Raw genomic sequence first — 22,714 nt, 5'->3', positions numbered from 1 at the left:
TCGTACACAACTTTGGCGTACAGATGTGTCGATGGCCGCGGTGATGTTTTTCGAATTCGAGCGCCCAGCAAAGGCGTCAGCAGCGACATTTGCCTCGCAGCTTGAGAAGTCTATCCGGGATGTCAGGGTCGAGCCCGTTCGGGGCGCGGCTCCCAATCGTCGACACACCTATGTCAAGGTAACCTCCCCCACTGCACCGATGGATCGTATCTTCTTTGCCTTGAAGGACATCGACGGCGTGGAAAACCCAACGCCGGCTCCAGTGATTAAGTCCATGCGGGCCACTTTGATCCCTTAGGATACATCGACCTTCTCTCGCGCATGGGCTCCGTGCACACTGGGTAGCTTCCGCACACTGCGGTAGAGTCCGCGCCGATACTGACTGCACGCGCCTGCGGAACGGATAACGTCGCGCTTCACGGATAAAGCGCCGGATTTCTGCGTTGCACCGATCATTCCTGGAGCCAACCTTTGGGCTGTAGGAATTTGAGGTTGAAAACCAGAGCTATCCGCGAGCCGGAGACCGACTGCGCCGGCAGCATGGCCAGATATATGATTCGTGTCCGTGCCGACGCGCGTCAAGCCATGACGTCCATCGCCCGGCTGGGCCGCGAGAGCATTTCTTTCGTCGAAACTAGCGCGCTAGAGTATTTCAATCTCAGGAGATCGAGGTGATGCGCAACGCGCACCACGTGATGCATAATTCGCTACTATGCTTGATGAGGTTTTCTGACAAGAATACGCGGCAAACACTGATCGCCGAGTTTCAAAAGGCCCCTCGATACCGATGTGGCGGATGTCGCACCGTCAGATCCCACTTCCCTCACGCCCTACGACCAGCGACATGCGGCCATCTATCTCGTTCTGCTGGATGCCGATACCTATGGGGTGGACTGGCGAGAAGCGACACAGATCTTGCTGCACATCGATGCCGAGCAAGAGCCGGCACGCGCGTGGCAGGCATATCAGAGCCATCTCGCTCGGGCGCGATGGGTGAGCGAGTTTGGCTACAGGCTTCTCGCGAAGCATGGCTGGGCCAACTTACAGTGATGGGGATCGATGAGCGTGCGCGAATGCGCATATCGGGAAAGCGGGTCAGCGATCGCATCAGCGAAGACACGGATGATGAGATTGCCGCAGTAACAGTTGCACATATGCGGCTACGTACGATCCGGCGGAGAAGATTCTCGAGTCGGCGGGCGACGACAGGCGGAACGCCTTTGTCATCGCGGTCGGGACGCTCGCGCAGGTCCTTTATTTACTCACCACCACATCAGAATGGCGAACCAGATGCTACGGAATTATTTTGAAGCTGTCAGATGCGGCGGTCTATTTTGGGCTCATCCGGGATTTTGTCTCGGTATTAGGTTATCAACAGACTGCAAACGAACTCTCTGAACACGCAAACACTCCTTGGATAGAATTGCCAGCGAGCAGCGAAGCTCGTCGATCGTGCCACCCGCCTTTTTTGCGACTGAGCGAGAGAAATCGCCCTGCCAGAAGGTTCGTCATCATAAGGTTGTAACACTATTTCGATATTCGCTCCGGTCATTCTGGCGCATCCGCCATCTACGCCCCTCTTTATTTTGCCGGGCTGCGATTGGGCGGATTTCACAGTTATATTTGGAGGACCGAATGGCGCGCACTACTAAAACTCGCAAGCACAGGGCAGCCGTGGAGGCTGAGCCGATCGATAACACCGGCGTTACGCAGTTTGAGAAGCCTGTCTTTGCCCAACCGCATCCGACGCCGGCCCCCGCGAAATTCGAGATCAAGCACCCATCGGATAATCCCGCTTACAAGAAAATCGATGAGTTAAACCGGGAGCACAAGATCGCTCCGCTTCCGTTTCCTGCGCCGCGCGGCCTGCCCGAACCGAAGCTCACGCTGGCCGCCGTGCTGGACACTGACGCAGGCACATTGAACAAGAAGATCGTACCCTCGGCCAGCTCGTGTTTCATGCGGCAGGCGATACCGGCAGCACGCGCGGGCCTGAATCGCAGAACCTCGTTTGGGACAAGATGGTCAACGACTTCACCGACGAAGAGAAGGAACAGCCGCTGTTCTTGTTCCATCTGGGGGATGTCATCTATAGCTTCGGCGAAGCACAATATTACTACGATCAGTTCTACGAACCGTACCGCGACTACCCCGCACCGATTCTCGCGCTCGCCGGGAATCACGACGGCATGGTAGCGCCGCGCACAAGCGCAACGAGTCTGGCGGCTTTCCTTGAAAACTTCTGCGCCGAAACGTTCGAGGTAACCTCCGAGGCGGGTGGCCTTGTCCGCACGGCGCAGATCCAGCCCGGAGTGTTTTTCACCTTCGAGGCGCCTTTGATCCGCATTCTTGCGCTCTACAGCAACACCCTCGAAGATCCCGGCGTTATCGCGAGCCCGACAATCGGCACTTCGCAACTCACCTACCTTGAGACCGCGCTCAATCGTGTCAAGTCCGACAAGTTTGATGGCGCCCTCATCCTCGCACACCATCATCCTGCCTACACGGCCGGAGGCAAGCATGGCTGGAGCCAGGAGATGCTTTCCCAGATCGACGACATTTGCAGCAAGACCGGCGTTGTCATGCAGGATCTCCGTGAATGGCTCGTTCGAGTGTCGCGGAAAGATCGCGCGAGACGGCTCTCGTGGCAATTTCAGATATTGTCCGAGAGTTGGAACGAAGCTTTCTCCGCTGCTTCACGGCGAGGAAAATTTGACTGTGCTTGTTGCGCTCTTCGGCGGCGGCGAGGAAAGGTAGCGAATGATATTCTCGGTAACGTTGTCTTGGCCGGTCCCAGACCGGGATCACCATGCCTAATGCCGCAACGCCGCTCTGTCTTGGCACCAATCACAACGTCCATATGACCATTGCCACGAATGATTGCATTGGAATTGGAATGCCGTCGCCAAGTTCTCAGCTCGAAATCTATCGATCGGGCAACGGGCTTGCCCATATCGAAGTCTTGCCAGGAACCCAGGCGCTGCAGCAGGCCAGCATAAATTTTGTGACCAATGGCGGGGAAACGTGCTGGGCAGTTCGACGGACAATAGGCGTCGGGCCACTTTCGGAAGAGGCGATGCTTATGCCGGAGCTGCCAACCAGCGGGACGATTATGGCATCGCGTCGGCTCGCTGTGGCAAAAGCATGCCCTGGATAAATTGCTTGCCTTGCAGGGTATTGAACTTGAGCCGAAGTCGAATGGTAAGCGCGAAATGGGCGTTATACGCGCTGGTGGCCGTCCGCGGTCTTCAAATCGGCATGCTTGCCGAGAAAGTCCGCGACCTCGGCCTCGACCGCCTGGGCCAACAGAGCACGCGCCCCATTGCGCAAGATTTCGGTGAGTTGATCGTCGATGTTTCCTGGCTGAATCAGCTTGATGATGTTAGCTTTGGACACGGCATATCGCTCCTTCGGTGGAGAAGTGGAGGCGTCGAGCACCCCCATGATATGCCGCCTCTCCGATTCCCGCCGTCACCAACTTTCAGCGATAGCTCCCTGCTCGTCTTGAATTTTTGGCGGAGACCTATCACCGGCGGACGTGATCAGACCCGCAGGTTTTCAGCGCTGCTCTTGCCACGCTTGGGGTCGACTTTGACTTCGTAAGAAATCTTTTGGCCTTCTGCCAAACCAGAGAGCCTAGCGCGTTCTACGGCGCTAATGTGGACAAAGATCTCGTTTCCGCCGTCATCTGGAGCGATAAATCCGTACCCGTTTTGGACATTGAACCACTTCACAGTACCTGTTGCCATACGATCACTTCCTTTGCCGCCGCACCCAGTCCACACGCTGGTGGGTAAGGGTGCCAGAAACAGAGCAACCGGCGTGCCGGACCGAAAATGCTGATCCTACAGGGATGGCGAGCATCGGGTCGACCACAATGGACGCAAAGCTGACAACCGCGTGCGACTGCCAACATTCTCAGGCTAGCTCAATCAGTTGGGGCTACTCGAAGGCAGCTCGTGGCGGGTCGGTAGGTTCTGGAACGGCATGATGCGAGCGCCGTGTGCTGCAGTTGAAAGTGCTCGACCCTATCAGCTCGCATATAACCGGCTGTCTTAGACTGGTCGCAGCAAGTTGATGCCGGTGTCGTCGTATTCATCTGTGCCAGTGCCAGGTCGATCACACAACGTCCGCAACTCGACGCCGAGCCTTTGGACCCGCACCGGCGAGGCACACCTTTCTATCTCTATTGAAGCATTCACTGCGCAAATTCTCTGGTGGCACACTCATTGCTAGTTAGGTCCCAGATCCCTGCCGGGGAGAACGCGCATTAGTACCCGTAGCAAACCCTGCAATCGCCGTTGTGGGGATCGCGAGCTATCGCTCAAGCACTGTGGAGCGTACTTGATGCTCAGCTTCCTCGATTCGTTTGGCATCGAGCCGCAGATGGCGCACGAAGCGCGGCTGCTTGGCCGCGCAGACGCGGTCCGCCAAGCCCGCGACATGATCGCTCGCGTCACCTGCGAATGTTGACCGCCGCCGACAAGACCCAGTCGATCCAGTTGGCTACGGGCCGGCTCGATATCGCCGTGGACAAGGCGGCCTGGCCGCTGGACAGCCTTTGCGCGTTTGCGGCGCGCGAAAATCCGCGGCGGGGGTTCCTGGTCGTATCCCGCGTCTTAGGGCGCTATTTGCCCGCCACGCCGCAGATGATGCGGCAGAGCGCCCGTGATCTCGCGGCGCGGCTTCCTGACGATCTGCCGGGGCCGGTGCTCGTCGTCGGCCTGGCCGAGACCGCCGTGTGCCTTGCCCAAACGGTGCACGAGGAATTTCGCCTCGCAACGGGCCGGGTCGACATTCACTTCCTGCATTCGACGCGACAGCAACTGGATCATCCGTTGCTGTGCCGCTTCGAAGAACCGCACAGCCATGCCTCCGCGCATCTGATCTACAGGCCGGCGCTTCCGGAGCCGCGATCACTGGTATTGGTCGACGACGAGATCTCGACAGGAACGACCCTTTGCAACCTCGCCCAGGCGCTCTCCACTGCCTGGCCGCGGATCGAAGCGATGGCGGTAGCGACGCTGACCGACTGGTCGGCCGGCAAGGCGTGGCAAGCACGCATGCCCCGTCCCACGCGCATCGCGGCGCTGCTGCGCGGACGCATGGAGTGGACGCAGGAGACGACGACGGTGCTCAACAGCACGTTCGATACCGCTGCCGCTTCACTCGGGCGCATGGCGACGCATCGCAATTTCGGTCGGCTGGGACTCGACCGGCCCGTCGTGCCCGAACCCGATACCGCTGTGCCCGAGATCCTCGGCCCACTGCGGATCATCGGAACCGGCGAGTTCACCTATCCCCCCTTCCTGCTGGCGGAACGCCTCGCAGAGGAAGGGCATGATGTCGTCGTGCAGGCGACCGGCCGAAGCCCCGCACTCCCCGGTGCCGCGATGGTGACCAAGCTCCGCTGTGCCGACAATTATGGAACGGGCGTGCCCAATTACCTCTACAATGCCGACCGGGCCGATGGACGCGCGAACTGGATCGCGCATGAGACCGGCGCGGCGACAATCGACCCCGGGCTGATTGCCGCTCTTCGTGCCGAACTGATCGGCTGGACGGCATGACGCGTGTAATCGCCCTGGTCGATCTGGACGACACACTGTTCCAGACGCTGCGCAAATGCCCGCCCGATTTGCCGGCCGACCGGTTGACGCCGCTGGGCTTCGCGCGCGACGGATCGCCGCTGAGCTATGCGACCCCGCGGCAGATGCAGTTCCTGGAATGGCTGGCCGATACGACGCATCTCGTCCCCGTCACCGCCCGCAGCCTGGACGCATTGCGGCGGGCGCGCATTCCATTCCGCGCAGCGGTGTGCGCGCATGGCGGCGTCGTGCTGGATGACAGCGGTCAGGTCGACATGGACTGGGCTGCGACGATCGCCGACCGCGCCGCGCCCTTCGCGTCGCAGCTTGCTGGCCTGGCGGAGGCGATCAGGCGCAGGGCGCGCGACCGCGGCATCGCGGTCAACGCCCGTGTGCTGGTCGAGGACGCGCTGCCGCTCTACACCGTGGCCAAGCATGAAGATGCGGATGCCGCGGCACTTTTTGCGGTGGTCGACGCTGCCGTGCCGTCCTTGCCCAAGGGCTGGACGGACCACCGCAACGGCAACAACGTGGCGCTGACGCCACCCTATCTCGGCAAGGCCCATGCGGTGGCATATATCCTACCGGGCCTCCGCGCACGCTTCCCTGATGCGCCGGTGATCGGCATCGGCGACAGCCGCACCGATGCGCCCTTCATGGGCCTTTGCGATTTCGCCATGATGCCCACCCGTTCGCAGCTGGCCGGCGGCATGTTCCATGCGGACTGAGGTCGCGCCCCCGTTCTCGGGCAGCTACGACCCGGCCGACGTCACCTTCCTGCTCAAGCCAGTGGTAATGGCCCCGACTTCCGTCGCCGAAAAGGAAGCGGCGATCCAGTCCGGCCGCCACCACTATTCGGAGATGATCGCGCCGGAGAGGGTGCCGGACGACAGCTATCTATCCCTCTATCACGCCGCGCTTGCGCGGAACAGTGCCCGCCTGGCGCAGGATGTCGCCACCCTGGCTGCGCAGCTCGCCGCGCGCAGGCCGGGGCGCGAGCTGGTAATCGTCTCGCTGGCGCGTGCGGGGACGCCGATCGGCGTCCTGCTCGCGCGGACCTTGCGGGCGCACGGACATCGCGCAGCCCATTATTCAATCAGCATTATCCGCGATCGGGGTGTCGACCGCGTCGCGCTCGCGCATATCGCCGGCCGGCACGATCCGCGCGACGCGGTGTTTGTCGATGGCTGGACCGGCAAGGGTGCGATTGCCGGCGAACTTCGCGCGGCCCTGGCCAATGCGCCATTCGGCTTCACACCGGACTTAGCCGTGATTGCTGACCCTGCAGGACAGGCAGACATCGCCGCGACGGCGGATGATTATCTGATCGCCTCGGGCTTGCTGAACGGCATCATTTCGGGCCTGGTCAGTCGCTCGATCCTCAACGCCGCGTTGGTGGGACCGGGCGATTTCCACGCCTGTGTCACCTACCCGCAATATGCCGGTGCTGATCTCTCACGTGCCTTCGTGGACACGATCGCGCCGTTGGCCGCTGCGGCGATACCGCAACCGGTAGACGGGCACGACGCCCGCCGAGCGGCGCTGAAACAGGAATGCGAGGCGATGATGCGGCAGTTGTTGGCGGAAAGCGGAACGCGTGACCGCAACCGGATCAAGCCCGGCATAGCCGAAGCGACGCGCGCCCTGCTGCGGCGGGTGCCGGAACGGCTGCTGGTTCGCGATTTCGAGGACGCCGATGTGGGGCACTTGCTCCATCTCGCCGCCGCGTATGCCATTCCGGTCGATACGCTGGGCGGGGAATCGCAGTATCGCGCGGTCGCAATTATCCGTAGCCTGGGCGACGACGCATGAGCCGGGTTTCCGCCCTCCCTTGGCGCCTCCTTGTGTATGCCCTGCACCCGCGAGGATCTGGCCGATGCGTTGCTCGGCGCCAAGCGCGTACATGGTCTCCGGTCCGCCGTGCTGTGTCTTGAGGATGCCGTGCTCGAACGGGACCTGCCGGTCGCACTCACCCGGCTTTCGGCATTCCTTCGTTCCGAGCTATCGCCAAATTTTGGTGACGGCCAGGCCCGTCAGGCGGCGGCGGTTGTGGGCTGACGGTCAGTCGGTTTGGCGATGATCTCGATCCCATCGTTGAATGTCACAGCGATAACGAGTTTTGGCAACTGGTTGTGGCCATCGAGACGACGCCAGCTTTTCTGCGCGGCCTCAAGCAGCTTGAAGACCATCGCGAGCGCCGTCCTGTTGGACAGGCAACCCTTCGATCGGATCGTGCGGTGGCGCACGGTAGCGAAGGTGCTTTCAATGGGATTGGTGCGGCAGGCGAACGAATGCGTCGGCCCTGCGATCTTTGTCTGGTTTTTCACAGCCGTGTACAAAAGCTGTAAGATCCAAGACATCGCGCGCCGTGGACGCATGGCGAACTGTTTTAAAGCTAACAAGGCGGTTTAATGCGCGAGGAACGCTGGCATGGTCATTGCTCTCGCAGCAGGCAACAACGGCGCTGGCTACTCCGCGTCTGGCGCGAGAGGAATGGTCCAATATGAGCTTGGTAAGGTCATTGGAAAGGGCGGAAGTTGACGCCTTCTATACGCTCAATGAGGGGCGTCTTGCATCCGTCACGCGCGAATTTACTGAGCATTTCTCGGGACGCGTGCTGTATGCGGTGAAGGCGAATCCGTTGCCAAAAATTCTTCACACGGTCTCTCGCGCCGGAGTGGCCGGGTTCGACGTGGCGTCGCTGGCTGAAGCCCACCTTGTCCATTCCACTATTCCCGGGGCCCGTTCATGGTTCATGAATCCCGTGAAATCTCGTCGCGATATCGAACGGACGTTCCGCGATCTGGGAGTTCGCGACTATGTCTTCGATTGCGAAGCCGAGCTGCGGAAGCTCCTTGAAGTCTTGCCGTTGCATGATCCGGAAATACGAATCTACGTCCGGTTCAAGTGTAGCGCGACGTGCGCCATCATAGACTTAAACGGCAAGTTTGGTGCCTCGCCCGCCGAAGCGAGCCGTCTGCTGGATCTCGTCAACGCGCAATCGCGCTGGACCACGGGGTTGTCCTTTCACCCAGGTTCCCAAACGATCGTTGTCGATCCCTATCTGCATGGCATTCGGGCGGCCGTCGACATTATAGAAGCTGTTTCTCCGGCCCCCACAGCGCTCGATATCGGTGGCGGCTTTCCCGGCCATTATCTGAACTTCCCCTATCACTCTCCCTTGCGCATGCTCTCCGAGATCACGAAACTGGTGCGCCGAACGGATGCACTAAAGCGTGTTGAACTGTTGTGTGAGCCCGGACGAGCATTGGTTCACGATAGCATCTCTTTGTTTTGCCGCGTGATCTTAAGAAAAGGCGAGGCGCTCTACTGCGGCGCGGGCATCTACAGCGGGCTCTCACCTGCCCGACAATGTTTTCTGCTCCCCGCCCGCGCTTGGCGTGGGGGACAGCCGATCCAGACTGAGGAGTGGCAGGACTTCATCATCTTTGGCCCAACTTGCGACAGCATGGACAGGCTTGGATTCTCGTATTCACTGCCACGCGATTTGAGCGAAGGCGATTGGATTGAATTCCAGAATGTGGGCGCCTATACGGATATGGCGCGATTCAACGGGTTTTCGGTTGATAAGATCGTGGCTATTGGACAGGATGAACTTACCATGTTGCCCGCCGCCATTCAGTAGTTGTTCATGAACATACTAGGGACGAGGCGCGCCTTGGCATCGATCGCGAGCGTCTTGATGATGCCGGTATAGGTGCCATCGTTGGTGCGGGTGAACGAACCGATCTGGGACATGGTGGATCTCCTGTGCTGTGTTCAAGCCCGCGACCATCGCGGCCTTGATGGCGATCTCTGAGCGCCGCAACGACTGACCCGCAGCCTCTTGGCCCCCGGCGTCAGCGGAGGATGGCGGGCTGAGCGATCTTGCTGCCTCGCGAGGAATGCCGCCGCTTCGCGGCAGGGGGAAGAAGATCGCGAACAAGCCATTGCGGGTAAAGGTCGGCGAGCGCAGCGAGCGTATTGTGGCGCGTGATCCGCCAGAAAAAGGCGGGTATGGACGCAGGCCAAACGGCACGTCCGGAAAACCGCCCGGCTCCAGGCGGACACCCATGACACGAATGCGCCGGCACAACCACTGACTGAGGTTCAGAACAGCAACCACCTCGGCCATAGTCCAGCCTCCACATGCAGGAGGCGACATGCCAACAGGTGTTTATGTCCGTAAGAACGTAAGCGCTAAGCGGGAACCCTTGCATCGGGACTGGGATAGCTGTGCGAAGAAGCCTCCGGTTGGGACGGAGGCTTCGGATGGGATTGGACAGCAAAAAGGACGTCTATTTGGACGGCTCATCGGCGGGGTCGGTGAGCCGGCTGGAGATCCTCGAAGGGCCGTCAGGACGTCGTGTGCGGTCGGAAGCTGAGAGAGCTCGGATCGCCGCCGAGAGTCTGTTGCCCGGCGCCCAGGTATCCGAGGTTGCGCGCAAGCACGGAGTGACGCGGTGGCAGGTCTACGATTGGCGACGGCGGCTTCGACAGCGAGGTATGTTGCCGCCGTGCGAGGCGTCTCCACCAACGTTTGCGCCGCTGGTTGTGGAAGATGCGTTGGAGGAGCGTCAGGCTCCGGCGGTCAAGCTTGAGATTGCGATCGGCGATGTCGTGCTGCGGACGGACACAGCCATAGATGCTGACCAGCTATCCCGGGTGATCCGGGCAGTGCGAGCGTCACGATGATCGCGGCCGGTGCTGATCTGAAGATTTACGTTGCCACGCGGCCGATCGACTTCCGCTGTGGCCACGACGGGCTTGCGGCGAAGGTACAGGAGATGCTTCGTCTCGATCCGTTCAGCGGCGCAGCCTTCGTGTTCCGATCCAAACGAGCGGACCGGATCAAGATTTTGGTCTGGGATCGAACGGGTCTGGTGTTGGTGCACAAACGCCTCGAAGGTTGCAAGTTCGTTTGGCCAACGATCGCCGACGGCGTGATGCGCATGTCGCCGGCGATGTTCGCTGCCTTGTTCGAAGGGCTGGATTGGAGATTGGTCCGCCCGGAAGAAGCACGGCGCCCGCAGGTGGCGGGATAACTGCGGCAGAATGACTCGGCAGCTATTTTGATCGTGGCACGTGCGGTGGCGATGTGCTCGAAATAGCGCATGAGCATCGCGACACTGCGCGACGAAAACGAACGCCTGAAGGCGCTTCTGGCGCAAACGCAGGCGGCCTTGAGCGAGCATCAAGGGGCACTGGCGGCATCGGAGGAAGCGCGGCGTCGGCTGGAGGTCATTCTCGGCGAATTGCGACGCGACAAGTTCGGCTCGAAATCCGAGAAGCTACGACCAGATCAGTACCATTTGCCGCTCGAAGACGTGGAGATCGCGCAAGGCATTCTGGACGCGGCGCAAGAAAGAGCCGAGAAGGTCATCCAGGGTCGATCGCGCAGCGATCCGGATCGAGGCTCCCATCGCAATCGCGGCTGTCTGCCTGCCCATTTGCCGCGAGTGGAACGGATCATCGAGCCTGCGAGCACGCTCTGTCCGTGCGGTTGCGGCGCCATGACGAAGATCGGCGAGGACGTCAGCAAGCGCCTTGACGTGATCCCGGCGCAATGGCGCGTGCTGGTCACGCGCCGGCCGAAATACATCTGTCGTCGCTGTTCGGGGCCTGTCGCGCAGGCGCACGCACCGGAACACGTCGTGCCCGGCGGGCTGCCGACCGAAGCGGCTATCGCTCATGTGATCGTCTCCAAGTTTGGCGACCACACGCCGTTTTATCGTCAGGCCGAGATCTATGCGCGTCAAGGCATCCGGCTTGATCGGGCGACTCTGGGCAACTGGTCCGGCCGCGCCTGCTTCCATCTTCAGCCCATCGCGGACCACATGCGCCGCCACCTGGCCATGGCGGATCGCCTGTTCATGGACGAGACCACGGCACCGGTGCTTGATCCGGGGCGAGGTCAAACGAAGAAAGGCTACTTCTGGGCGATCGCGTCAGACGACCGTGGCCACAGCGGTCCAAGTCCACCGATCGTGTTGTTCCGATATGCCCCCGGTCGCAGCGGCGCCTTCGCGGAGCAGTTCCTGGACGGCTTTGGCGGAAGCTTCCTGCAATGCGATGCCTACGACGGGTATGACCGGCTGACCGAAGTCGTTCGACCGCAAGGGCCTTGGACGCTCGTGCATTGCTGGAGCCATTTGCGCCGGCGCTTTGTGAAATTGGCCCGCAACAGCAAGTCGCCGATCGCCGAGGCCGCCATTCGGCACATCGCCCAGCTTTACGCCATCGAAGCCATGGCGCGCGGTGCATCGCCGGACATCCGGCTGGCCGCGCGCAAGGAGCACTCGCTGCCGATGGTTGCCGCGTTGAAGTCCTGGTTCGAGAAACAGCTGTCGATGATCTCCAGCGGTTCGACACTCGCCGAGGATATCCGCTATGCGCTCAATCATTGGCAGGGGCTGACCCGCTTCCTCGAAGACGGCCGTCTCGAGCTCGACACCAACCCGGTCGAGAACGCCATCCGGCCGATCTGCTTGACCAGGAAAAACGCGCTCTTCGCCGGACATGAAATCGGGGCGGAAAACTGGGCTTTGCTCGCCTCGATCGTCGCCACCTGCAAACTCAACGACGTAAACCCTGCTGCCTACATCGCCGAAACACTCGAGGCGATCATCGACGGCCATCCCCATAGCAGGATCGAAGACCTCCTGCCATGGCGATTCCGCAAAGCGTCAAGCCCGCATCAATAGGGTGACCGCTAAGCGCTTACGTAAGAACGCGGTCTGGGACCGATTGAAGGCGGGAATGGCCGCAGACCACGCGGCCGACTTTGCTCAATGGCTCCGTGGGTGCCGATATACGCCACTTACCATCGTCGAGAGGATGCGGCTGCTTGCAAGTTGGACGCACTGGGCGCGCGGGGAAGGTTACACGCTTCCTGCGATCCGTGAGGCGCACGCCTCCTCGGTCGCCTTGATCGAAGCGGGACATCGGCCGCGCTTCCGCGGCGACCTCAACAAGGACGCGGTCGATTCGAGGATTCGAGTGCGCCAAGCTGTTCATCGCCTACCTCGAGGATCAAGGTGTGATGACGCGATTGCCAACCAAATCGGCGGAGTCTCAGCCTGTCTCGTTTGCTGTCGGCGCTACTCCCCCCTTTCCTGGTGCCTAGTCGTGATGGTGATGGATTGGCCTATCATCTTCTTCAGCCAGACTCGCCGGCTCTATCACGAAGTCGAGCGCTATCGTACCGGCCTTCTCGAATTCCAGCGTTCCTTTGACCATCTCTCCCTCTTTAAGTGCGCCGTGTAGTCCCTCAAACAGGATCCGCGCCCCATTGGGCTGAAGACGAACAAAACCACCGGGCTCGATTGAGAAGCCCTGATCTTGCGCGGCAAACCTCGCTGGCCGAGCGCCTGCAACGGCTTTCTGCAAGATTCCTTTCTTGCCGGAAAGTGATGCCCCGAGCAACCGATCTGGCTTCGCGCCTCTGTTCTGGATTTCAACCACGTAGGCTGTCGTTGCGGCGTGGGTCATATCCTTGGCCGCGACCCAAGGATGTTGGATCAGGAGTGCTCCGCTCTCCAACTCATGACTGGCGGCGGCACTGTTGACCAAAGCCAGGATGGCAACAACACGGATCAACGGAAGCAACGCCGTTGCACTTGCCATCAACGTCGCAGGTTTCCAACGCATCATGGGCCTCCTCTGTTCGCGTTTGCGCTTGCCCCCCATGTTCGGAGAAGGCGATCAGGAACCTGTGTCGCAATTGTCCTTTTTGGATCTTTCCGGTCGCTGCATGGGACATTTCCGGAACGGAGTTGAGGGTCCTCTTTCGTCACCATCTTACGACTTTGTTCTTCTGACGTTCGAAATGAGAAGTCTTCCTATGCAACGGGCGCGGTCCGGGCCAACTAAACAGCCGACGGGCTGGTTATCGATGCCGTAGCTGCTCTCTGCGAATTGGGCATTCTCCGCCTGCTTGCGGACCGACAGATCACATGAGCAGAGGTGATCGCTGTTATCCGGCCATTGTCACTCGCCTCAAAGCCTCGGTCGTCAGACAATATGACCGTTTAGGGATCGCCGATGGACGCTTGCGGATGGAGTAGCCACGAGACGTCTGTAAGCACGGTCGGGGAAACAGCACGCCAGCGCACGAATCATCAGCGCAAGTCCATCTGCGATTCTGATTTGTAGGCAGATTGGGCTCCTGAAGACCGCCGAGATTGGTCGCCCTGCAATCCGCCGTAGACGCCAGCCGGCCCCTTCGGATGTGGCGCACATCAGCTGATGGTTCGAATGCCTTGCTGCCACCCAAATGCCAACAGGACCACAGAGTGCGCGGAGGTTGATTGTCGGGTCCTTTGTCATGGCCTGTCATGCCCTGAGATCTTGCCGGCCCCAGACCGCTCCCGTCACAAGTGAACGACGGGGTGTCCCGAGTGAGTGTCATGCTTACCGCGAGCTTCAGTCACCGGAGCAAAAAACGAGCCAGACGGCATGCGAAATGAAAATCTACTTGCACACTAATGATTATGAACGCCTCTCTTGTTTATCTCTGGTTCGGCTCGGAGTTGCGTCATGGCTTCGACCAATTGGGAGGGCGAGGCCAACCCATCCGTCTCATCCGAACGCCAGCGCGCGCGCACGAACCCGAATCTATCGATGAGAAACTCGATGATCGATGGCGGCAAATCGTCGTCATGGAAGCCAGGGTTAGTCATCGTGCGCCGATAGAGATTCCAAGCAGCGGCAATACTATGATCCAGGTCGAACACGACACAGACATTTCTCAGAACGCCGGCAGACGCGATCTTTTCGGAAGGAGACGGCAGCACCGCGACGATCACTCCACCTGCTCGCGCAATGTCGCGCTCATGTTGCATCAACTGATCCAGGTGCTGCATTCGAGCGCCATCCCGGAAGATCGACACAAGCTTTGCGGACCCATCGCTCTCCCCTTTCGAGTTCTCTGTCTGAGCGACGCCGCTGCACGTCGGAAAGTCGATCGCGTGCAGCCACGGCTGCCCCGCCGCGATTTCGGGGCCCAGAACTCTTGCTTCATAGCCAAGTGATAGAGCCATCACATACTCGACTACCCGCCAACGGTCCATGTCCGAGAGACGGTCGGCAAATCCCGGCATCGCCGAGGATGGGAAGCCATAGCTCACCCACCAGTACATGTCTCCCATCGTATGATCGGTCGTGTGCGGCGCGGTGAGATCGGCAGGCGGCGGCTTCAAATCATTTGCCAGCGGGCCATCGCCTCTGCCCCTTTGGCCGTGGCATGCTACGCAATTTGCGCGGAATACATCGTATCCCTGGCCGATCGCTTCCGCGTCATACGGCACTGGAACCGTCGCGTAGGTCGATGGATAGGCCGGGACTGACAACGCAGGCAGCGCGAAAGCACCTCCGACGCCAACTCCAGCGGCAGCAACAATCGTCGCCCATCGCCACATTCCCGCGCGGCCGAGCACAAAGGCGGCCATACTCCCCACAGACAGCGCAACGCAGCCGCCAATGGCCAGAAGGCGACTTCCCGGAATCGTCCGCCACGCAACCGCTGGATCCAGACGAAACGAAAGCGGCCAGATTATCTCGACATGTCTCGATGGAATCGCCTGAGACAGGCACCCTGCAAGTAGTATGACCAGACATGCGAAGGCTAGCTCGGTTTTCAAGACCATCGCGAGCGGCGGAACTGATTTCTCGGACTTTAGCAACGGCAAGAGCTTCAGCCGGACAAACGCCGCACAGATCAGGGCCATGCCGACACAGGCGAGCTTCCCCATTAGGAGCCAGCCATACTCAGTCGCCACCAAACCCGGCCAAGTCCCAACGTTTTCAATCGCTAGAGTTACGCCGGTCGCGACCACGAGCAACATCAGTGGCAGCGCAATGTTCGAAAAGCCACTGAGCCGCCTCGACGGGCCTTCAGGCCTCGCCGCTGACTGGTGAGCCATTGCGACAACGAGGGCTGACAGTCCTCCGAACCAGAGCGCTGCTGCAACAACGTGAGCTATATTGATCACGAGGTCTGCAATAGTCCCGCCAGCCGCCGAGTGACTCGAGAACAATCCCATCAGCAACGACAATACACTGACAATCGCGGCAAGACCTGGCTTGTGCAGAAGTCGCAAGCTCGCGGCACCAACGAGCACACATCCAAGCGCTGCAAGCTGAGCTCTCCCGAACCGGGTGCCAAGAATGATGAAAAGCACGTCGCTGAAGTTGATAGCCGAGGGCGGCTTACCAAGAAGCGCAACGGTCCGAACCGTTAAGAACAGGACACCAAGGGCGAATCCCGCGAATGCTGCGGTGGAAGCGATCGTCGTGAAAAGCGACCGGGTGCGGCTTTCAAGTCCATCGCGCCACAGAGCCAGACCCGAGCAAACCCCGCCGAAAGCTGCCGTGGAGGCAAAAGCAGTCCCTCGCGCAAGTGAGAGGACCGTTTCCATCAAGGTCCCCAGTAGACGAACTTAAACTTGCCTTCCGTGCGATGCCCATCAATGGAGACAACGTTCCAACTGACGGTATAGAGCCCGGCAGAAAGATCGGGCAGCGAAATAGTCACGGTTCGTCCATTGTCGGCTAGCAAGGGCTGCGAAAGCCCTGACACGGCCTTATCATCGCGAAAGAGGGTGACATTGATGAGCAGCGGCTCGAGCGCTTCGGTGAAGGAGAGGACGATTGCCTTGATCGGCGCCGAAATTCGACTGCCATCTTGCGGCGTCGAGCGCATGAGATGCGCATGAGCGAGGACTGCACTCGGCGTTCCGATCAGCGCAGCCATCAGCACAATCACGAACCTTTTCATTGAACTACGCGCCTTCACTTCTCGCTCGCCGCAGGTAGATTTTGTGCTATCGCGTTTCGTCGCAAGGCCCATAGAAACATTCCGATGGCGGCTGATACGAGGACCAGACACCAGGCCAAAAGGCGTATCAGACTCCAGCCTCGTCCCACGTCGAACGGAAATTTCGCCACGTTTCGCTCGCCATTCTCGATCGCCACCATCCCGATATATCTGCCGGCTTGGTCGAAATTGACGTCGATCTTGATCGTTCCGTTCGGATACTTCTTCGGTGGAATGTAGAGGATGCTGGATGGCGTCTTCATCGTGTCCCCCGTTCGGGCGCCATCATCTCGAGCCAGATTCACGCTGACCGGGATGTCTCGAAGGGACTGGTCGACGAAATCGAGAACAATGATTGTTCGCCCGACCTCCGGTATGTCCTCACAAAATTCGGCTCTCGAGCTCTGTGGCTGATAGCCGGTAAAATGCATGAAATAGCTGTCCACTTTCAGCTTGCATTGGTCAGCCTCCATGGACACCGCTCCGTGCGCATGACCTTCGCGGACGGCGGCAGGAATAATGTGAGCGACCAGTGCCATCACCCGCGCGGTCCGGAACGCCCCTCTTCGGCTCGCAGCCGTTCGCGTCTGGCGTCTTCGCAACATTCACACACCCAAACCCTACTTGAGTTCGGTGAATACGGGCACGATTGGTCCGCCCATCTCTGCTATGACGCGTTCCCCATTGGGGGCATAGAGGAGCAATAACCCGCCGAACTTGGAGTCCACGTCGGTGAGGAAGCTGACAAGTCGCTCCAATTCCCACACGGCGTCCGTTGCCTCAACGCGCACCTCTCTCGTTTCACCGGGATTGATCGGCGTATCACTGCTGAGCTTAAGGCCCGTGCGTGCGATGAGGTCTCTTGAGTAGGACGGATCGACATTGGCCATTGCCACTGGGAGGCTCTGATTGAGGAAACGAATGTTTGCCGTCGTAAGCTCGCCAATCGAGAGAGGTTCTGACCCTTTGTTGGTTATCTGGGTCGCCAACCTCATCGAACGGCCTGGCACGTCATAGGTCGCCGATATGACCTTGATTTCTGCGTAAGCAGGGCTTGCCGGAAGCGGGGCGACCCTGTTCAAGCCGCTCTGGAGGGGCACATTGTATGGATATTCCGCGCTCGCCCGGACATAGCCACCGAAGACCATGACAAGAACAATCGCCGACACAATGATCCCAGCGCCAGTGTCTCTCAACGAAATCAACAAATCCTCCCGCCCCTTCTGCAGGACAAGCCATCGAGGTAGAATCAGCGGTCGAGCCAGCCAGAACGACAACCAAGCCGCAGCTACAGCCAGCCAAGCCAAATGCCATCCGACCGCATGAGCCAGCCCGAACGTCTGCAAGTCCTCGATCTGCAGACCGGTCATCGTCTTGATCGGAAATGCGAACGAATGCGCCTCACCCGAGATGTTTACCCATTGCCCCGGTCCGACCAACGGACCAGAGCCCTTGATCGAGATCGAGGGATGAATGTGGCTACTGCCCGGTGTGCGCCCCTCAAGAACCATTCGAAACTCATAGTCTCGGCCAAGTTCCAGCCGCGCGAAAGACTGCCTCGCTGGCCACCCGTTGAGGTATGTTTCGATCCTGGCAATGGTCGGCCCCGGCGATATGCTTGATACGAAAACGATGTCCGGCGGGGTCACTGCATCCGGCCAGTCCTGCATCAACCTGAATTTTCCCGTCAGTTCGAAACGTTCGTTCACCTTCACCTCAGTTTTGGAGAAATGAACATCGTAGAACTGCACTGTTCTGGTCCTCAGGTATGGCTCCTGAGCGCGTTCGCCATGAGCCGCCGCATGAGACACGCCGGCGATGAATGCGACGCAAACGGCAGCGAATTTGATAAGCTTCAGCAGCATGCCTACAGTCCCCGTGCTCATGTCCTTAGGACGCGACGCTGCTTTTTATACCCATGAAGGATTTGACGACATCGCTGTTCTTGAGGAACGTTGCCTGGGACGCAAAAAGTCCAAGCCGCCACCAAAGCTGGTGCATGAATATGCAGATGAAGCCCGCGAATGCCGCCGATACCCAACTCACCGAGCTACCGAAAGTGCGGAGGGTGCCGCGCTCAATGATACGCAGATACTCTGGCATGTTCGAACGCGGAAATGTATAACCGATCATGTCGGCCAACGATGCGACCATTCCCTGGTGCTCGACAGGGAGATAGAACGGAGCCAATGCGGAATAGTTCGATGGCCAAAATACGAAACCGAACGCAAAGCCGCCGATGATGGATGTGAACAGGCTATTGCGAAGGACGATTAAGGTCATATCCATCAACAATGCCCCCGCGAGCGCCTGTGACGGCACGCCTTCCGTGAAGGGAAAACCTGTCCATATCCACCAATTCGCGTAACGACCGATCCAGGTGGCAATGAGCAACGCCGTTGCGCCAACCGTCGCACCGATCGGCAAACGAAAGTTGACCCAGAAGATCGCCTGCAGGGCAGCAGGAAACATGATCATGGAGACAGGCATGACCAGGGGCCAATACTGCCGGTCTTTCCAGTCGACATACATGTCCCAATCGCCGACCGTGAGCATAACATGCAGATGGATTGCTCCCCCAAAGATAGTCACCACAGCCGCCACGACGAGGACGTCGAACAGGCGAGAGTATCTGGCTGCACCGGGCGTTAAACCAGAGACAGAAATGACCGTCTCACCCTTCTTATCCTTGAAGCGGGTATTGTCTCTCGGACTCGCCGCTGCATCGATGTCGGCCGTTGAGGTCACTCTTCCCTCGCCGCTGGAGTTCACTTACTCTTCCCGGAGATAGGTCGCCGTCCAGAAACGCTCGTTGGCTTGTATCGTTGTCGCTGCGCTTCCGGACCGCACTTTTCCCACGCGTCGCGAAACGGGTTCGCGTCCGTCGGGCTTCCCGCAGCATCCTGCTTGAACACGAGTGGTATTAGTTCTCTGAACCGTTCGACGATCTGCATCAAAACGCCCGCCAACGCGAGTGCACACCATCCAAGAACGACGAAACCCCAATGCAGCGGATGCGAGAAGATTTCCTCAGTCAGCCAGTAAGCATGTCCCCATTCGTTGAAACCGAGATTCGGCAATATGAGGAAAGGCCCCACTACAGCAATCGCATGCATAAGCGAGACCCCCCTGCAGAAGGCCGGGATCCGGGTCATCGCGTAGACAAAGCTGCCGACCCCAAAGAAGAGATAGATCGGGATGGTCGCATAGAACAGAATGATGTGACTGGGGGTGAGCGGCGTGTCCCTCAGGGTCGTCTGATGCCAGACGCCATCTCCATCGGCGAAGAAGCTGCCCGTCCAGAAGATGCAGAAGCTGTACACGACGAGCCACATGGTCAGATAGAAGTACCTGCGCAACTCGGTCTCGGGCGTGACGGTCTCAATGCTCCTATCACGCGTCAGGAAGAGATACGACCAGCAGAGCACGCCCGCGCCGTATAGAACCGGCAACTCGATTCTGAAGAGCGTCATCCAGTATCGGTCAAATTCCGGCGAGTTCGCATCGAGCCCCATGGAGAAACCAAAAGCCTGCTGATACAGACGCGCGCTGATGTACAGAATCGTCAGCGCGACCATCGCAAACGCGAACAATCCACAATCAATATCAAAGGTCTTGATGACCGTGACATTCGCCATGCGAGGTAACGCATCGCCAGACATTTTTGCTTCTCGACTTTATCCTAACAAATATCGACACAGAGGCACTGACTGATCGGCTGGGGAATCCAAGACGCGTAGCCGCTCAGCAGGGACCTGAATTTCGGCCTGCACGGCAGACCCGCTCTCCGATGAGCACGCATTGGTGCGGAATGCCCGGCCTGATAATGGAGTTGCCAAGCCGTCGGCAGCCGGCCAAGGATGAGTGCATATCCCGCTCGGTCATTCAGTGCGTCTTCACGCGTAAACATCCTACCCCTGCAGATAGCCTGAGGACGTTCGGTCAGATGGAGATCGCCTTGAGCAGGCGGTTCTGCATCCTCCTAATCTGCACGAGGTGACCACAACTTCGTCGTTCAGTTTCGGTTCTGTCTACTTCGTTCATCATCGCCTTACTCAACCACCGACGAGGCGTCTTGAGCAGCTACCAGATCAGGTAGTGTCAGACCAAGTCGGAGCCTTGCAAGCCTGACGGCCATTGACGCCCTTCGCTCCAACGGGAGTTTCATGCCTCGCACGCACGTGGACGGTCGCCATCGCCGATGATGAGAATGATCGAAATGTGATCGGAATGTGAAATGTTCAGTTGGGCCAGTGCGGCCTGGAGTTCAAGCCAACTCTTCGTGTGAAGCTCGCACCAAGCCGTCCATCCTGAGCATATCGTGTCCATTTAGTGCCGCGTAGTGGTCCGCCGCATTGGAGGCAGCGGGTGGGCTTCTCATCGCAAATCGCCGCACTGACCATGGTGGCAACCTAAGAGATCCCCTTTTGTGCCCACGTGAAAAGCCAGCCGACGGAGTCGGGCTATCGCTGTACGCCAAGCGGCTGGACCGTGGCCGCTTCTTCTGGCTAGCGACGTTGGATTGCGCGACGGCGATCAGGGTGAGGACCATAATTGAGCCGAGGCTGAACTGCTTCAACTGGATGGAAAACAGGAGCACGGTGATCGCGGTCAGGCACGGGATCAGGCGGTGATTGCGGTTGGTTTCGTTCGTTGGCCCACAGGTCGCGCCGTCTCCGAATGGCTCGAAATCGAGTGAGATTGACGGCCTGCAGGCGATTCCCTGCTGAACGCATCCAGCAAGGGCTATTACATCTGCCTCGTGCGGCAGCTCTCGGGCGCGCAGAGCAACGAGGCTGCCGCGGCGATCATGTCGGCATGCCGCGCGTCCAATCCGCTTTGATCCAACCGCTCAAGCCGCATTCAGCGCCTGCGCGAGGTCTGCGATCAGATCCGACGGGTTCTCGATGCCGATCGACAGCCGGATCGTGGAATCGAGCACGCCGATCTTTTGGCGGATGTCGGCGGGTACGCCGGAATGGGTCATGGTCGCGGGCAGGCTCGCAAGCGACTCGGTGCCGCCAAGGCTCACGGCCAGCTTGAGGATCTGCAGCGCGTTGAGGAATCTCACCGCCGCGTCCTTGCCGCCGACAATGTCGAACGAGAAGGTCGATCCTGCGCCCAGGCATTGCTGCGCGAACACACGGCCCGAGGGCGAGCCCTGCTCGTGATGACCGAGATAGTGCACCCTGGCGACCTTGGGATGGTCGCGCAGATAGCTCGCCGCCAGGCGCGCATTCGCATCGGCCTTTTCCATGCGCAGGCTCAGCGTCTCGAGCGAGCGGTTGATCATCCAGCACGAATGTGGATCGAGCTGGGTGCCGATGGCGCCGCGCAGCGCCTTGATGCCCTTCATGATCGCCTTCGATCCGAGAGCGGCGCCCCGCGATCAGATCGGAGTGGCCGCCGACATATTTGGTCAGCGAATATAGCGACAGGTCCGCGCCGTGCTCGATCGGGCGCTGAAACACCGGGCCGAGCAGCGTGTTGTCGCAGGCGATGATCGGCGTGTGTCCCTGGGCCTTGCCGATGGACTCGGCGATGCGGCGGATCATCGCGATGTCGACGAGTCCGTTGGTCGGGTTCGCCGGGGTCTCGATCAGGATCACCGAAACCTGCCCCCTACCCATCTCCTCCTACGAGGCCTGGCTGACGGAGGCTTCATCGATGCCGTCGGCAAAGCCGACGGCGCCGATCGACAGGCGCGCCAGCGTGTTCGTCAGCAGCGTTTCCGTGCCGCCATAGAGCGGCTGGGAGTGCAGGATGACATCGCCGGGGCGGACGAAGACGAAGATCGTGGTCGCGATGGCCGCCATGCCCGAGGAGAACAGCGCGCAGCTTTCGGTGCGCTCGTCGACCGCGAGCCTGTCCTCGACGATCTCGCTGTTTTATGGTTGAAGTGTGAATTGACCAGGCCCGCGCCCATGCCTTCCGGCGGCTCGCGCCGGCCGGCGACGTAGTCGAAGAAGTCCTGCCCGTCCTCGACGGTCTTGAACACGAAGGTCGAGGTCAGGAACACCGGCGGCTTGATGGCGCCTTTGACAATTGCGGAACATAGCCATAGGTCAGCATCAGGGTTTCCGGATGCAGCGTATGGTTGCCGATATGGGTCTTCGACGGGAACGGTTTTACCATGGCTGCTTCACTGTTCTGATGCTGCCGCGCGTTGCGGGCCGAATTGGTGGTAAACGGCGGTGGTCACAAAATTGACCCCGGCCTTTTTGGAATCCTTCTTTTGCGGCGGTTTTCGCGCAGTTGTGGCATCGGGGAGGCGCAACACCCGATCGCTGCGAAATGGAACTCGGGACGC

At 59.7% G+C, this 22,714-nt stretch carries 20 protein-coding genes and 4 pseudogenes; 12 read left to right on the top strand and 12 right to left on the bottom strand.

Annotated features, from left to right (window positions below; translation table 11 throughout):
- Window positions 1-31: 31 nt before the first annotated feature.
- The 3 genes from ACNJX9_RS09850 to ACNJX9_RS09840 all read left to right on the top strand — a co-directional run bounded on the left by ACNJX9_RS09850 (window position 32) and on the right by ACNJX9_RS09840 (window position 2,864).
- On the top strand, window positions 32-298 hold the full coding sequence (locus tag ACNJX9_RS09850; RefSeq protein ID WP_439408609.1) for a hypothetical protein: 267 nt from the start codon (window positions 32-34) through the stop codon (window positions 296-298).
- Between the two features lie 491 nt (window positions 299-789).
- Entirely contained in the window at window positions 790-1,050 is a 261-nt protein-coding gene (locus ACNJX9_RS09845; protein WP_439408608.1) for a DUF2285 domain-containing protein, read from the top strand.
- 902 nt (window positions 1,051-1,952) lie between these two features.
- Window positions 1,953-2,864, top strand: coding sequence for a metallophosphoesterase family protein (locus tag ACNJX9_RS09840; RefSeq protein ID WP_439408607.1), 912 nt, complete (start codon window positions 1,953-1,955; stop codon window positions 2,862-2,864).
- Between the two features lie 358 nt (window positions 2,865-3,222).
- Here the strand turns inward: ACNJX9_RS09840 and ACNJX9_RS09835 are convergent.
- Together ACNJX9_RS09835 and ACNJX9_RS09830 are read right to left on the bottom strand one after the other, a co-directional pair.
- Window positions 3,223-3,396, bottom strand: a pseudogene (locus ACNJX9_RS09835) (IS256 family transposase); the annotation flags it as partial.
- 146 nt (window positions 3,397-3,542) lie between these two features.
- Window positions 3,543-3,749, bottom strand: a complete 207-nt coding sequence (locus tag ACNJX9_RS09830; RefSeq protein ID WP_439408606.1) for a cold-shock protein — start codon at window positions 3,747-3,749, stop codon at window positions 3,543-3,545.
- Between the two features lie 598 nt (window positions 3,750-4,347).
- Here ACNJX9_RS09830 and ACNJX9_RS09825 point away from each other — a divergent pair.
- From ACNJX9_RS09825 to ACNJX9_RS09805, 5 genes and pseudogenes are all read left to right on the top strand, one after another.
- Window positions 4,348-4,473 (top strand): hypothetical protein, encoded by a 126-nt coding sequence (locus tag ACNJX9_RS09825; RefSeq protein ID WP_283809572.1) that lies wholly within the window; start codon window positions 4,348-4,350, stop codon window positions 4,471-4,473.
- A complete protein-coding gene (locus ACNJX9_RS09820) occupies window positions 4,467-5,570 on the top strand; it encodes a phosphoribosyltransferase domain-containing protein (protein ID WP_439408605.1) in 1,104 nt (367 codons plus the stop codon). Before ACNJX9_RS09825 ends, ACNJX9_RS09820 begins: the two co-directional genes overlap by 7 nt.
- On the top strand, window positions 5,567-6,316 hold the full coding sequence (locus ACNJX9_RS09815) for a hypothetical protein (RefSeq protein ID WP_057742681.1): 750 nt from the start codon (window positions 5,567-5,569) through the stop codon (window positions 6,314-6,316). Before ACNJX9_RS09820 ends, ACNJX9_RS09815 begins: the two co-directional genes overlap by 4 nt.
- The gene (locus ACNJX9_RS09810) at window positions 6,306-7,400 is read left to right on the top strand and encodes a cysteine protease StiP domain-containing protein (RefSeq protein ID WP_439408604.1); all 1,095 of its coding nucleotides are present in this window, start codon (window positions 6,306-6,308) and stop codon (window positions 7,398-7,400) included. Before ACNJX9_RS09815 ends, ACNJX9_RS09810 begins: the two co-directional genes overlap by 11 nt.
- Window positions 7,401-7,427: 27 nt before the next feature.
- Window positions 7,428-7,646, top strand: a pseudogene (locus ACNJX9_RS09805) (HpcH/HpaI aldolase/citrate lyase family protein); the annotation flags it as partial.
- On the opposite strand, the pseudogene ACNJX9_RS09800 reads toward ACNJX9_RS09805, so the two are convergent.
- Window positions 7,622-7,864: pseudogene (locus ACNJX9_RS09800) on the bottom strand (IS256 family transposase); the annotation flags it as partial. The pseudogenes ACNJX9_RS09805 and ACNJX9_RS09800 overlap by 25 nt on opposite strands.
- Window positions 7,865-8,025: 161 nt before the next feature.
- On the opposite strand from ACNJX9_RS09800, the gene ACNJX9_RS09795 reads away from it, so the two are divergent.
- The gene (locus ACNJX9_RS09795) at window positions 8,026-9,234 is read left to right on the top strand and encodes a hypothetical protein (RefSeq protein ID WP_439408603.1); all 1,209 of its coding nucleotides are present in this window, start codon (window positions 8,026-8,028) and stop codon (window positions 9,232-9,234) included.
- On the opposite strand, the gene ACNJX9_RS09790 is transcribed toward ACNJX9_RS09795, so the two are convergent.
- On the bottom strand, window positions 9,228-9,347 hold the full coding sequence (locus ACNJX9_RS09790) for a DUF736 family protein (RefSeq protein WP_439408602.1): 120 nt from the start codon (window positions 9,345-9,347) through the stop codon (window positions 9,228-9,230). The two genes, ACNJX9_RS09795 and ACNJX9_RS09790, sit on opposite strands and share 7 nt — an antisense overlap.
- Window positions 9,348-9,860: 513 nt before the next feature.
- Between ACNJX9_RS09790 and tnpA the strand changes: the two genes are divergently transcribed.
- The 3 genes from tnpA to tnpC all read left to right on the top strand — a co-directional run bounded on the left by tnpA (window position 9,861) and on the right by tnpC (window position 12,292).
- Entirely contained in the window at window positions 9,861-10,283 is a 423-nt protein-coding gene (tnpA, locus tag ACNJX9_RS09785; RefSeq protein WP_439408601.1) for an IS66-like element accessory protein TnpA, read from the top strand.
- Window positions 10,280-10,633 carry an IS66 family insertion sequence element accessory protein TnpB gene (gene tnpB / locus ACNJX9_RS09780; RefSeq protein ID WP_080134255.1) on the top strand — a complete coding sequence of 118 codons (354 nt, stop codon included), beginning with the start codon at window positions 10,280-10,282 and terminating at the stop codon, window positions 10,631-10,633. The genes tnpA and tnpB overlap by 4 nt, the downstream gene beginning before the upstream one ends.
- A gap of 69 nt (window positions 10,634-10,702) precedes the next feature.
- Entirely contained in the window at window positions 10,703-12,292 is a 1,590-nt protein-coding gene (tnpC, locus tag ACNJX9_RS09775) for an IS66 family transposase (protein WP_439408600.1), read from the top strand.
- 418 nt (window positions 12,293-12,710) lie between these two features.
- Here tnpC and ACNJX9_RS09770 read toward each other — a convergent pair whose 3' ends face one another.
- From ACNJX9_RS09770 to ACNJX9_RS09735, 8 genes and pseudogenes are all read right to left on the bottom strand, one after another.
- Complete coding sequence (locus ACNJX9_RS09770) at window positions 12,711-13,241, bottom strand: copper chaperone PCu(A)C (RefSeq protein WP_439408599.1); 531 nt, start codon at window positions 13,239-13,241, stop codon at window positions 12,711-12,713.
- A gap of 830 nt (window positions 13,242-14,071) precedes the next feature.
- Window positions 14,072-16,006, bottom strand: coding sequence for a CopD family protein (locus ACNJX9_RS09765; RefSeq protein WP_439408598.1), 1,935 nt, complete (start codon window positions 16,004-16,006; stop codon window positions 14,072-14,074).
- Window positions 16,006-16,365 (bottom strand): copper resistance CopC family protein, encoded by a 360-nt coding sequence (locus ACNJX9_RS09760; protein ID WP_439408597.1) that lies wholly within the window; start codon window positions 16,363-16,365, stop codon window positions 16,006-16,008. The genes ACNJX9_RS09765 and ACNJX9_RS09760 overlap by 1 nt, the downstream gene beginning before the upstream one ends.
- Before the next feature lie 14 nt (window positions 16,366-16,379).
- Window positions 16,380-16,943, bottom strand: a complete 564-nt coding sequence (locus ACNJX9_RS09755) for a hypothetical protein (protein WP_439408596.1) — start codon at window positions 16,941-16,943, stop codon at window positions 16,380-16,382.
- 81 nt (window positions 16,944-17,024) lie between these two features.
- The gene (amoB, locus tag ACNJX9_RS09750; protein ID WP_439408595.1) at window positions 17,025-18,269 is read right to left on the bottom strand and encodes a bacterial ammonia monooxygenase, subunit AmoB; all 1,245 of its coding nucleotides are present in this window, start codon (window positions 18,267-18,269) and stop codon (window positions 17,025-17,027) included.
- A gap of 25 nt (window positions 18,270-18,294) precedes the next feature.
- Window positions 18,295-19,176, bottom strand: a complete 882-nt coding sequence (locus tag ACNJX9_RS09745; protein ID WP_439408594.1) for a methane monooxygenase/ammonia monooxygenase subunit A — start codon at window positions 19,174-19,176, stop codon at window positions 18,295-18,297.
- Window positions 19,173-20,066, bottom strand: a complete 894-nt coding sequence (gene amoC, locus ACNJX9_RS09740; RefSeq protein WP_439408593.1) for a bacterial ammonia monooxygenase, subunit AmoC — start codon at window positions 20,064-20,066, stop codon at window positions 19,173-19,175. Before amoC ends, ACNJX9_RS09745 begins: the two co-directional genes overlap by 4 nt.
- A gap of 1,190 nt (window positions 20,067-21,256) precedes the next feature.
- A pseudogene (locus ACNJX9_RS09735) lies at window positions 21,257-22,539 on the bottom strand (cystathionine gamma-synthase family protein).
- Window positions 22,540-22,714 lie beyond the last annotated feature (175 nt).

This window comes from Bradyrhizobium sp. BLXBL-03 (genome assembly GCF_051853015.1).
Taxonomy (GTDB): Bacteria; Pseudomonadota; Alphaproteobacteria; order Rhizobiales; family Xanthobacteraceae; genus Bradyrhizobium; species Bradyrhizobium manausense.
This window is presented reverse-complemented; position numbering and strand designations above follow the sequence as displayed.